10 protein-coding genes are annotated in these 12,079 nt (G+C 71.3%); 3 read left to right on the forward strand and 7 right to left on the reverse strand.

Going from position 1 to position 12,079, the window contains the following annotated elements; genetic code table 11:
• Positions 1-40: 40 nt before the first annotated feature.
• Complete coding sequence (locus tag ACZ5C2_RS29385) at positions 41-517, reverse strand: Lrp/AsnC family transcriptional regulator (protein ID WP_468797963.1); 477 nt, start codon at positions 515-517, stop codon at positions 41-43.
• A gap of 101 nt (positions 518-618) precedes the next feature.
• On the opposite strand from ACZ5C2_RS29385, the gene ACZ5C2_RS29390 reads away from it, so the two are divergent.
• Positions 619-1,236 (forward strand): YitT family protein, encoded by a 618-nt coding sequence (locus tag ACZ5C2_RS29390; protein WP_468797966.1) that lies wholly within the window; start codon positions 619-621, stop codon positions 1,234-1,236.
• A 210-nt stretch (positions 1,237-1,446) separates the two neighbouring features.
• On the opposite strand, the gene ACZ5C2_RS29395 is transcribed toward ACZ5C2_RS29390, so the two are convergent.
• The 6 genes from ACZ5C2_RS29395 to ACZ5C2_RS29420 all read right to left on the reverse strand — a co-directional run bounded on the left by ACZ5C2_RS29395 (position 1,447) and on the right by ACZ5C2_RS29420 (position 9,369).
• On the reverse strand, positions 1,447-2,580 hold the full coding sequence (locus ACZ5C2_RS29395) for an FAD-dependent monooxygenase (RefSeq protein WP_468797969.1): 1,134 nt from the start codon (positions 2,578-2,580) through the stop codon (positions 1,447-1,449).
• A 42-nt stretch (positions 2,581-2,622) separates the two neighbouring features.
• Entirely contained in the window at positions 2,623-3,192 is a 570-nt protein-coding gene (locus ACZ5C2_RS29400) for a GTP-binding protein (RefSeq protein WP_468797972.1), read from the reverse strand.
• Positions 3,193-3,197: 5 nt separating this feature from the next.
• On the reverse strand, positions 3,198-3,554 hold the full coding sequence (locus ACZ5C2_RS29405) for a DUF742 domain-containing protein (protein ID WP_468798114.1): 357 nt from the start codon (positions 3,552-3,554) through the stop codon (positions 3,198-3,200).
• A 47-nt stretch (positions 3,555-3,601) separates the two neighbouring features.
• The gene (locus ACZ5C2_RS29410) at positions 3,602-4,039 is read right to left on the reverse strand and encodes a roadblock/LC7 domain-containing protein (protein ID WP_468797975.1); all 438 of its coding nucleotides are present in this window, start codon (positions 4,037-4,039) and stop codon (positions 3,602-3,604) included.
• The gene (locus tag ACZ5C2_RS29415) at positions 4,036-6,966 is read right to left on the reverse strand and encodes a sensor histidine kinase (RefSeq protein WP_468797978.1); all 2,931 of its coding nucleotides are present in this window, start codon (positions 6,964-6,966) and stop codon (positions 4,036-4,038) included. Before ACZ5C2_RS29415 ends, ACZ5C2_RS29410 begins: the two co-directional genes overlap by 4 nt.
• Positions 6,967-7,536: 570 nt before the next feature.
• Positions 7,537-9,369 carry a phosphoenolpyruvate carboxykinase (GTP) gene (locus ACZ5C2_RS29420; RefSeq protein ID WP_468797981.1) on the reverse strand — a complete coding sequence of 611 codons (1,833 nt, stop codon included), beginning with the start codon at positions 9,367-9,369 and terminating at the stop codon, positions 7,537-7,539.
• A 328-nt stretch (positions 9,370-9,697) separates the two neighbouring features.
• On the opposite strand from ACZ5C2_RS29420, the gene trhA reads away from it, so the two are divergent.
• A complete protein-coding gene (gene trhA / locus ACZ5C2_RS29425; RefSeq protein WP_468797984.1) occupies positions 9,698-10,402 on the forward strand; it encodes a PAQR family membrane homeostasis protein TrhA in 705 nt (234 codons plus the stop codon).
• Positions 10,403-10,513: 111 nt separating this feature from the next.
• On the forward strand, positions 10,514-12,079 hold the full coding sequence (locus tag ACZ5C2_RS29430) for a DHA2 family efflux MFS transporter permease subunit (RefSeq protein ID WP_468797987.1): 1,566 nt from the start codon (positions 10,514-10,516) through the stop codon (positions 12,077-12,079).

Below are 12,079 nucleotides of genomic sequence, written 5' to 3' on the forward strand. Positions count from 1 at the left end.
GCCCGGCGCGGGAGCACGATGACGCCGGCCCGCACCGCGCTCAGGTGTCGCCGTGTGCGACGGATTCGAGGAGGGCACGGGTCCGGTTGGGCATCGTCTGCCACAGGGAGATGGCCGTGCTGGAGCGGACCATGCCGTCGAGGCCGAGAATGGACGTGGTGATGCGGTGCAGGTCCGCGGGGTCCCGCGCCACGACCTTGACGAGCAGATCGGCCTCGCCGGTGGTGGCGTGGACCTCGATGACCTCCGGGATGGTCTGCAACTGGTCCAGCGCGGCGGTCCCCTCGCTCTGGCTGATCGCGAGCGACACGAAGGCGACGAGGTCGTATCCCATGACCGCGGGCGGGACGCGCTGGCTGAAGCCGAGCAGTACGCCGTCCCGGTCCATGCGCTGGAGTCGGGCGTGCACCGTGTTGCGGGAGACGCCGAGGACCTTCGCCAGGTGCAGGATCGTCGCGTCGGGGCTGTCGTCGAGCGCCAGCAGGATGCGGGCGTCGAGGGCGTCGATGGACTTCATGCTGGGCATTCTGACGCAGATCCGGGGCAGTGGTGTGCATCCGTCCCAGTCGAATGGCGCCAGGTTGTAATTCCGTCCGTCGTGCTTCGACCATCGCTGCCATGACCAGTGCAGCCGTGTCCGTCGTCCCGAAGCATGGTGTGGCCGAGGATCTGCTGGCGATCCTCACCGGAACCTTCGTCGCCTCCCTCGGGCTCTTCCTCGTCCAGACCAGCGGGACCGTCACGGGCGGCACCGCCGGTCTCGCCCTGCTGATCGGGTACGCGGTCGGCCTTCCGTTCGGGCTGATCTTCGCCCTCGTCAACCTGCCCTTCTTCGTGCTCGCCGTGGCGAAGAAGGGGTGGGACTTCATGCTCCGCACCGGGGTGGCGATCGGGATCTTCTCGCTGCTGGTCTCGCTGCATCCCGTAGAGATCTCCGAGATCGCCATCGACCCGGTCTACGCCGCGCTCACCGGCAACCTGCTCGCCGGGATGGGGCTTCTCGTCCTGTTCCGGCACCGGTCCAGCCTCGGCGGCTTCAACATCTTCGCCCTCGTCATGCAGGAACGTCTGGGCCTGCGCGCGGGATACGTCCAGATGGCACTCGACGTCGTCATCGTGGCCGCGTCCTTCACGGTCGTCTCCGGCCCCGGCGTGCTGCTGTCGGCCGCCGGCGCCGTCGTCGTCAATCTCGTCCTGGCCTTCAACCACCGGCCGGGGCGCTACACGGGCACCTGAGACGGGCGCATGGCCCGGCCGGCGGCGTGCCGACCGGGCCACGGGTGCGGGCACCGCGGGTGCGGGCACCACCGGTGCGGGCACCACCGGTGCGGGTGCCACCGGTGCGGGCACCACCGGTGCGGGTGCCACCGGTGCGGGCACCACCGGTGCGGGTGCCACCGGTGCGGGTGCCACCGGTGCGGGCACCACCGGTGCGGGTGCCGCGGGTCAGTAAGGCTGGACCAGGGCGTGGGCGGCGCCCGGGATGCCGATCTTCAGGAGCGCGTCCTCCTCGGGGGTGGTCTCGCCGCCCGTCTCCTGCTTGAGCACCGCGCGGGACAGGGCCTGGACCCACAGGGCGCGGGGCCGGCGCCGCTCCTCCCACGCGGTGAGCGCCGCCGGGACGTCGGCGTGCGCGTCCAGGGACTCCGCGAGCACGATCGCGTCCTCGACGGCCATCGCCGCGCCCTGTGCCAGCTGCGGGGCGCTCGCGTGGGCCGCGTCACCGGCCAGCACCACCCGGCCCACGTGCCACGGCGCGTCCACCGTCACCTGGGAGATCCGGGAGTACACCACGGCCGCCGGGTCGGTCACGCCGGCGAGCGCCTCGGCGACCGGGCCGGAGAACATCGCCAGCCGCTCGGCGAGCTGCTCGTGTGCCCGCTCGGGGTCGGGCCGGAAGTCCTCGGTCTCCGCGAAGACCGCGCCCAGGTACATCGTGTCGTCCGTGATCGGCGTGAGCAGCGCCTTGGCCTCCGGGCCGGCGGTGGCCATCAGCACGCCGTCCAGACCCGGCAGGCGCGGCAGCGTGACCCGCCAGTTGGCGAAGCCGGTGTACTCGGGGCTGTAGCGGTCGCCGTACAGGCGGGTGCGCAGCGGGGAGCCGATGCCGTCGAAGCCGACGACCAGGTCCCATCGGGCCGACGAGCCGTCCGAGAGGGTGACGTCCACACCCGAGCCGTCGTCGGTGAGTTCCGTGACGGTGGCGGAGAACCGGATCTTCGCGCCGGCTGCCACGGCGGCGGTACCGAGCACCCGTGCCAGCGCGGGGCGCGGGATGCCGTTGTTCGGGGGCACGTCGCCCATCCGCGGCTGCGGGATGCGGGCCAGGGCGTTGCCCGCCGGGTCGGCGATGGTGAGGAACTCCCATTCGGAACCGGCCGCCAGGCACTCCTCGAGCACGCCGATCTCCCGCATGACGTGCAGCGCATTGGAGGGCTGGATGATGCCCACGCCGAGGGCCTCCAGCTCACCGCGGACCTCGGCGATCTCCACGGTGTGGCCGCGCCGGGCCAGCGCGGTGGCGAGGGTGAGTCCGCCGATGCCGCCGCCGTGAACGAGTACGCGCAACTGTGGGGCCATGCCAGTGTCTCCGGGGGAGTGTCGGGAAGGGTGGCCTGGGGGTCAGGCGACCGGGGCGTTCAGGCGGGCCAGGAGGTCGACCAGGGCGAGGAGCGTCTCCTTGCCGTACGCGCGCTCCCTGGCGTCGCCGAGGAGCAGCGGCACGTGCGGGTCCAGGTCGAGGGCGGCCCTGATCTCGTCGGGGGTCCGGGTGTTGTGGCCGTGGAAGCAGTTGATGGCCACCACGAACGGGATGCCCCGGCTCTCGAAGAAGTCGATCGAGGCGAAACTGCTGTCCAGGCGCCGGGTGTCGGCGATGACCACGCCGCCGAGCGCGCCGTGGACCAGGTCGTTCCACATGAACCAGAAGCGTTCCTGGCCCGGGGTGCCGAAGAGGTACACCACCACGTCGTCGTTGATGGTGATGCGCCCGAAGTCCAGGGCCACGGTGGTGGTCGCCTTGGCGCCGACTCCGGCGAGGTCGTCGACGCCGACGCTGGCGTCCGTCATGTACTCCTCGGTGTGCAGCGGGGCGACCTCGCTGACCGCACCCACCAGGGTGGTCTTGCCGACGCCGAATCCGCCCGCGACGAGGATCTTGAGGGCGGCGGGCGCCGCCTGACTGGTGATCATGTTTTCTACAGTCTCCGGAGTCCGTCACGAACGGCGGCCAGCAGGTTCGGGTCGATGCCGCCCGCCGCCCGGGCCACCGTGATCGGTGCGCGCGCGGCGAGCAGGCCCTGGCCGACGAGGTCGGCCAGCAGGATCTTGGTCACCGACACGGCGAGGTCGAGCTCGGCGGCGACCTCGGCGACGGCGGCGGGCCGCCGGCAGCGCTGCAGGATCCTGCGGTGCTCCGGCTGGAGCCTGCCCGGCCGGACGGGCGTTCCCTGCTCGTCGCGCGGGTCCTCGACGGTGGCGAGCACGGTGATGAGGGTGAGGTCGTCTCGAGCGGGAGCGGTACGGCCGCGGGTGATGGTGTACGGGCGCACCATGCTGTCCGCGCCGTCCTCGCCCGCGTCGTCGTACTCCCAACCCGGGTTCACGCGCCGGTTCCCTGCCCCGCGCCGAAGGCGTCGAACTCACCGCGGACCGCCGTCCCGAGCCGCTGCCCGACCTGCAGCACCAGGTTGTGCATGGCCAGCGACATCACCTCCGCGTCGACCTCCTGGGAGGCGACCACGGCCAGGTGGGTGCCCTCTCCGGCGGCGATGATGAACAGCCACAGGTCGGCGAGTTCGACGATCACCTGGTGGACGACACCGCCGTCGAAGATCTGCCCCACGCCGCGGGCCAGGCTCTGCTGGCCGGTGCAGATCGCGGCCAGCCGCTCGGCGTCGGCGCGCGCGATGCTCTGCGAGTGGCTCACGACCAGTCCGTCGTCGGACAGCAGAACCGCGTTCCTGGTCTCGGCGACCGAGTCCACGAGGCCGTCCAGCAGCCAGTCCAGGTCCTGGTGAGTCGCGGTGGTACGTGTCATGACTGTTCTTCTTCTCTCATCGGGGGGCGCGGGGCGGTGGATTCGGGCGCCGTCGGGGCCCGGCCCTCACGTGCGGCGCGCGACCGGCGCTGGAACGCGCCGATCGTCGCCCCGGCCCGGCGCGGTACGGGGCGCAGCATCGGATCGTCCTGCCAACGGGGAGGCCTCCTGGTCTGCGGGCTTTCGGCCGTGGGGCCGACGCGCAGTTCGTCGGCCAGGCTGGCCTGCCGCACCCGCCGCGGCAGCGGGGCGCCGTCCTCGGTCAGGGGGGAGCCACCGGCCTCGGCACGGGGACGCGGTCCCACGTCGCCCTCGCCCCCACCGAGGGCGGAGGCCGGGTGCGGGTGGGGCGCGGGCCCGGTTCCGTGGAGGGCGTGGCCCGGGTCGTGGGGCCGGTCCGTGCCGTACGCGGTGTCGCCCGGAGGGTGGCCGGTCCCGTACGGGACGACATCCGTGCCGTGGGGCCGGTCCGTGCCGTACGGGGCGTCGCCCGGTCCGTGCGGCCGGCCGGTCCCGTACGGGGTGGCGTCGTGCGGCGTCCGGTCGTCCGGTGGCACGGGGATGCCGGCGGTGTCGTGGGCGGGCATGGCCGGGTGGGTGCCGTGCGGGGCCTCGGACGGCCGGGGAACGCCGTGGCCGTACGGCATGGGGGCGACGTGCCCCTGCCCGCTCCCGTACGACGCCGGATCAGCGTGCCCGTACGACGCCGGATCAGCGTGCCCGTACGACGCCGCATCAGCGTGCCCGTACGACGCCGCATCACCGTCCTCGTACGACGCGTCCGGTGCCGGGGCGCCCGTCGAGGGCCAGAGGGTCTCGACGCTGTGCGGCTGGGCGGGGTGCGGGTGCTGCGACTCGTGGGACCCGGCCGGGATCAGCGGCGTGACGTCGGCCAGCGCCCGTCCCTGTACCCGTGTGGGCAGCGGCCCGTCGGCGCCGTGGGCGGGAGCGGCCGGGGCGTACGCGTCCTCGAGGGCGGAACCGGGGGCGGGCACCGCCACCGGGCCCCGCGGCGGCGCCGGGACGGTGAGTTCGGCCGGGACGAGGACGACCACCCGGGTGCCTCCGAAGGCGGAGGCGCGGAACTCCACCCGCAGTCCGTACTGGTGTGTCAGGCGCGCGACCACGTGCAGGCCCAGACGTACGTCGTCGGACTGGGCCAGCACGTCGAGCCGGTGCGGACGGGCCATCAGTTCGTTCGCCTCGGCCAGGGCGTCGGCGTCCATGCCCAGTCCCCGGTCCTCGACCTCGATGGCCAGGCCACGGCCCACCTCGGCCGCCCGGACCTCGACCGGGCTCGCCGGAGGGGAGAACGTGAGGGCGTTCTCGACGAGTTCGGCCAGCACGTGCGCGACCGGACCGACGGCCCGCGCCGCGAGCCAGGAACCGCTCTCCTCGTCCAGGAGCACCCGCCGGTAGTCCTGCACCTCGCCCTGTGCCGAGCGCATCACGTCCAGCAGGGCGACCGGCTTGCGCCACCGCCGGTGCGGGGTGCCACCGGAGAGGATGACCAGGTTCTCCTCGTAGCGGCGCAGGCGGGCGGTGAGGTGGTCGAGGTCGAAGAGGCCGTCGAGGACCTCGGCGTCCTCGTGGCGGCGCTCCATCTCGTCGAGCTTCTTCAACTGCTGCCCGATCAACTGCTGGGTGCGCCGGGCGATGCGCTGCAGCAGCTTCTCGAATCCGCGGTGCTGGTCGGCCTGTCGGACGGCGGCCTGGATCGCGCTGGCGCGGGCGAGGTTGAGCGCGGAGCCGAGCCGGCCCAGTTCGTCGTCCTCGCGGCCGTACGGGTCGCTCGGAATGGCCTTCGCATCGGCCTCGACGTCGATCCGCTCGCCCCGCGCGAGCCGTTCGACGACGTCGGGGAGCGCCGCTTCCAGCATCTCGGCCCGTTCCTGGAGGCCTCCGATACGCCGGCGGAGGCCCCGGGTGAGGCGCCAGGTCGTCCAGATGACGGCGAGGACGGCCGCGAGACCGACGGCGGTGGTGAGCACCATCCTGGAGAGCAGCGCCATCACACTGGCCTTGCCCTCCTCCGTCACCAACGCGGTGCGGTGCTCGAGGAGTTCCTCGAGCTCGGGGGTGAGGGTGTCGATCGCGCCGCGCCAGGCCCTCCGGTCGGCGTCCAGGGTGACCCTGTCGCCCGCGGCGGGCTCGCCCGCGTCCAGCACGGTCCGCTCCACACCGGTCTTGCTCTTCCAGGCGTCGCTGCCGGTGATCCGCCGCCACATGGCGCGTTCGTCGGCGGGAAGTTCGGGTGCGACCTTGACCGTGGCGAGGAACGACTGCGCCTCGACCGCCTCACGGACCTGCCGCAGCTCCTCGGCGGTCAGTCCGCCCGCCCCCCATCCGCGGGTCAGCAGCGCGTCCGAACGGGAGATCATCTCCTTGGTCCAGAAGAGGTCGACGAGCGGCTGGGAGAGCAGCGTGATCCGGCCGTTGTCCACCTGGCTGAGCGAGGTGAACAACTCGAGGTCGACGGCGATCAGTTCGGTGTAGTACCGGTAGACCGCGCGCTGCTGGTCCTCGTCCCCGCTGTCGACCAGGGACCGCTGTGCGGGCAACCCGTCGATCGCCGCGCGTGCCTCGCCGACGGCGTCCCTGACCTGCCGGGGCGCCTCCCCGGCCGAGGACAGGTCGTCCGACAGCGTCCTGAACTTCTCCACCGCCTTGTCGGTCTCGGCCCGTTGGCGCGCCAGCGCCGGGGCCGCACCGTCCTGGCCGGCGAGCACCTCGGCGCTGAGACGGCGTTCCTCCTGGAGGTTGTAGTACACGATGTTCGACGGCTGGCCGGCCTTCTCCGCCAGCAGACCCTGGTCGGCCTGCCGCTGGAAGTCCAGAAAGGTCTGGCCACTGCTGACGGCCCACAGCGCGATCAGCGCGACACCGGGGATGAAGGCCAGGACGAGAAGTGCCGTCCGCAGCGACATGTTTCTCGCAATGGGCTTTCTTGCTCGCGAGCGCAGGGGTAACTCCCTAGGGCGGACCGGGCTGCTCGACCGGCCGGACGTGAACACGATGACACCGGGCGGCATATTAGTCACACTGCGCGTTCGATTATCCACGCGCAGCGACCGGCAACCATCCGGAATCACACACTCCGGGCATCACCGACCGGAACGATCAGTTCCGCAGCAAGGCGACATCCATCGGACACTGCCGGTTCACCTGGGAGAACACCCGGACGTACCGTCGGCGCGAGGCCGCACGGGCGGCAGACGACGGAGCGCTCCAGCCGCCCGGAAAAAGGCGGCTGGAGCGCTCCGTCGTCCCTCGGCACGTTCGTGAGCCCCCTTGGGGGCCGCGCCGAGGGGGCGGGGTGGGACCGCCGACGCCGGGTTCCGTCGGGGCGGACGGAGAGGGCGACGACGGACCCGGAAACCCCGTACGCCGTTGTACGGGGCCCCGCCGGTCCGTTCCGCGGCCGGCCGTGGCGTGACGATCGCTGGTCAGGGCATCCTCATACCGAGTACCGACCGGCCGCGGGGTCCGTGCGGGCGTCAGCCCAGGCGCTTCACCAGCGCGTGGTACTGGTCCCACAGCTCCTTGGGCGTGTGGTCGCCGAAGGTGTTGAGGTGGTCGGGGACCAGGGCGGCCTCCTCGCGCCACACGTCCTTGTCGACCGTGAGCAGGAAGTCCAGGTCGGACTCGGACAGCTCCAGGCCGTCGGTGTCCAGCGCGGCCTTCGCCGGCAGCACGCCGATCGGGGTCTCGACGCCCTCCGCCTTGCCCTCCAGACGCTCCACGATCCACTTCAGGACGCGGGAGTTCTCGCCGAAGCCGGGCCAGACGAACTTGCCGTCGTTGTTCTTGCGGAACCAGTTGACGTAGTAGATCTTCGGCAGCTTGGACTGGTCCCCCCTTTGCGAGGCGGACTTGCCCACATCGATCCAGTGCGCCATGTAGTCGCCCATGTTGTAGCCGCAGAACGGCAGCATGGCGAACGGGTCGCGGCGCAGCTCGCCGACCTTGCCCTCGGCGGCGGCGGTCTTCTCGGAGGCCACGTTGGCGCCGAGGAAGACGCCGTGGTTCCAGTCGAAGGACTCCGTCACCAGCGGTACTGCGCTGGCGCGGCGGCCGCCGAAGAGGATCGCGGAGATCGGCACGCCCTTGGGGTCCTCCCACTCCGGCGCGATGATCGGGCACTGCGCGGCGGGGGTGGTGAAGCGGGCGTTGGGGTGGGCGGCGGGCGTACCGGACTCGGGGGTCCAGTCGTTGCCCTTCCAGTCCGTGAGGTGGCCCGGGGTCTCCTCGGTCATGCCCTCCCACCAGACGTCGCCGTCATCGGTGAGGGCGACGTTGGTGAAGACGGAGTTGCCCCACAGGGTCTTCATCGCGTTGGCGTTGGTGTGCTCGCCGGTGCCGGGGGCTACGCCGAAGAAGCCGGCCTCCGGGTTGATGGCGTACAGGCGGCCGTCCTCACCGAAGCGCATCCAGGCGATGTCGTCGCCGATCGTCTCGACCGTCCATCCGGAGACCGTGGGCTCCAGCATGGCGAGGTTGGTCTTGCCGCAGGCGGACGGGAAGGCGGCGGCGACGTACTTGGACTCACCGGTGGGAGGGGTGAGCTTGAGGATGAGCATGTGCTCGGCCAGCCAGCCCTCGTCGCGGGCCATGACGGAGGCGATGCGCAGGGCGTAGCACTTCTTGCCGAGCAGGGCGTTGCCGCCGTAGCCGGAGCCGTAGGACCAGATCTCGCGGTCCTCGGGGAAGTGGGAGATGTACTTCGTGCTGTTGCAGGGCCAGGGGACGTCCTCCTGGCCGGGTTCCAGCGGGGCGCCGACCGAGTGCACGGCCTTGACGAAGAAGCCGTCGGTGCCGAGCTCGTCGAGGACCGGCCGGCCCATGCGGGTCATGGTGCGCATGGAGACGGCGACGTACGCGGAGTCGGTGATCTCGACACCGATGGCGGACAGCGGCGAGCCGAGGGGGCCCATGCAGAAGGGCACGACGTACATCGTGCGGCCCTTCATCGAGCCGCGGAAGACGCCCTTCTCGCCCTGGAAGATGTCCCGCATCTCGGCGGGGGCCTTCCAGTGGTTGGTGGGGCCGGCGTCCTGCTCCTTCTCGGAGCAGATGAACGTCCGGTCCTCGACGCGGGCGACGTCGGTGGGGTCGGAAGCCGCGTAGTAGGAGTTGGGGCGCTTGATCGGGTCGAGTTTCCGGAAGGTGCCCTTGGCCACGAGCTCCTCGCACAGTCGCTCGTACTCGGCCTCTGAACCGTCGCACCAGACCACGTTGTCCGGCTGGGTCAGCTCTGCGATCTCGTTGACCCAGGAGACCAGTCCCTGGTGGGTGGTGGGGACGCCGGGTTCCGCGATGTCGTGCGCCACGTTTGCTCCTAAATGAGGGGGTTTTTTGTTGGGAGGCCCCGTGGGGGCTGCGACCCGGACGCTTCACGGTGGTGCGTGGGGCGCTCATCCGGTGTCGACCGCACTCATTTGATCATCCGACGAGAGTGCCCATCTGTCCAGAGGGCCGCACAAGTGAGCAACGTGACGCTGACCACGGTTTTCGGCGGGGTTTTACCGCCACCTTGGGGAGACGTGACGGATTCTTTGCGTGACCCGTCCGCGGGGTGACGTGAGACGATGGCCACCTCGCGGAGCCAATGCGGTACGGGAATCCATAACTTACGGTTGCGTAGGTACGATGTAGAGCATGACTGCGTTCGTCCCCGACGCCCCCGCGGACCCGCCGGCCGACGGCCCGGGCCCGGTGGCGACCTCCCTGCCGCACCCCGTCAAGCCCAAGCTCCGCGGCTGGCTGCACCTCGGCATGTTCCCCGCCGCCCTGGTCGCCGGTCTGGTCCTCACCGCCTTCGCCGACTCGCCCCGCGGGCGCCTGGCCTGCGGGGTCTACGCCCTGACGGCCTGCCTGCTGTTCGGCGTGAGCGCGCTCTACCACCGGGGCGACTGGAGTCCCCGCATGGACGGGGTGCTGCGCCGCCTCGACCACGCCAACATCTTCCTGATCATCGCGGGTACGTACACCCCGCTGACCATCCTGCTGCTGCCCGGGTCCAAGGGACGCTGGCTACTGTGGGGCATCTGGGCGGCGGCCGCGGCCGGGATAATCTTCCGGGTCTTCTGGGTCGGCGCCCCCCGCTGGCTCTACACGCCCTGCTACATCGCGATGGGCTGGGCGGCCGTCTTCTTCCTCCCGGACTTCATGCGCGCCGGCGGCATCGCCGTGCTCGTCCTGGTGATCGTGGGCGGCCTGCTCTACAGCGCCGGCGGGATCATCTACGGCCTCAAGAAGCCCAACCCCTCACCCCGCTGGTTCGGCTTCCACGAGGTCTTCCACTCGTTCACACTGGCCGCCTTCATCGCCCACTACGTGGGGATCTCCCTGGTGGCGTACTAACCCCCACAGAGCTCACCCACCCCTTGAGAAGGCCGCGGCATCCGTGCCGCGGCCTTTCTCATGCCTGCGCAATGTTGACAGTCAAGCGTTTTTGATAGTTACTCTCATTTCATGGCCACTGTCACTTCACGGGATCCCGCGCACACCGACCCCCGCCGCTGGTGGGCCCTGGCCGCGCTGGTCGCGAGCATGCTCACCCTCGGTTTCGACCTCACGATCCTCAACGTGGCGCTGCCGACCATGGCCGCGCGGCTGGAGGCGAGCACCGGTCAGCTCCAGTGGATCGTGGACTCCTACATCGTGGTGTTCGCGGCACTGATGCTGCCCGCCGGCCTGCTGGGCGACCGGTTCGGGCGGCGCCGCATGCTGGTGGCGGGGCTCTGTGTGTTCCTCGCCGGGTCCCTGGCCGGCGCGCTGTCCGGCACACCGGAACTCGTCATCGCGTCCCGCTCGGTGATGGGTCTCGGGGCCGCGCTGGTCATTCCGCTGGGACTGTCCGTACTGCCGTCGATGTTCGGCGAGGAGGAGCGCGGCAAGGCGGTCGCCGCGGTCACCGCCTCCATGGCCGCCGGAATGCCGCTCGGCCCCCTCGTCGGCGGACTGTTGCTGGACCACTACTGGTGGGGCTCGATCTTCCTGATCAACATCCCGATGGCCGCCGTCGGCATCACCGCCTGTCTGTTCCTGCTGCCGGAATCCCGCGACCCCTCCTCGCCCGGGGTCGGCGCGCTGTCCACGGTGCTCAGCGCGTCCGGACTCGGCGCACTGGTCTTCGGCATTATCGAAGGACCCGTGCACGGCTGGAGCAGTGGCCGGGTGCTCGGTTCGTTCGCCCTGTCCGTACTGCTCCTGGCCGGGCTCGTGATGCGCGAGCGTCGTGCGGCGCGGCCCATGCTCGACCTCGCGCTGCTCGGGCGGCGCGTCTTCCTGTTCAACGTCCTGTCCGCCACGCTCGGCACGTTCGTCTTCGCCGGGCTGCTGTTCCTGCTGCCGACGTATCTGCAGCAGATCGGCGGCAGCGACGCGTTCGGCACCGGGCTGCGGCTGGTGCCGATGATGGGCGGTCTGATGGTCTCCGCGCGGGTGAGCACGGCCCTGGTGCGGCGGTTCGGGCCGCGCCCGGTGGTCGCCGTGGGACTGGTGGTGCTGTGCTTCGCCGCGCTGCTCGGCTCCCGGACCGAGCCGGGCAGCGGCTACGGATTCACCGCCACCTGGCTGACGATCGCGGGCCTGGGCTTCGGCCTGGCGATGGTGCCCGCGATGGACGCGGCGATCGGCGGCATCCCCGCCGACGCGGCGGGCAGCGGATCCGCGCTGCTGATGACATTGCGCCAGGTGGGCGGCGCGGTCGGCATCGCCCTGCTCGGCAGCCTCGTCGCCGACGCCTACTCCGGCCGGCTCGACACCACCGGGCTGCCCGAACCCGCCGCCGAGGCCGCCCGGGAATCGCTGAGCGGGGCCCACACCGTCGCCGACCGGCTCGGCCTGCCCGCCCTCGCCCGCTCCGCCGACGCGGCGTACGTGGACGGGATGTCGCTGGCGCTCGTCGTCTGCGGGTTCGCGGCGCTGGGGGCCGCGCTCCTGGTGGCGGCGTTCCTGCCGAACACCCGGTCCGCCGTCGCCCAGGGGACCGTGGACGGCGGCATGGCCGCCGTGGAGGCCGATGGCCGACAATGA

This window comes from Streptomyces sp. NPDC031365, from assembly GCF_055569765.1.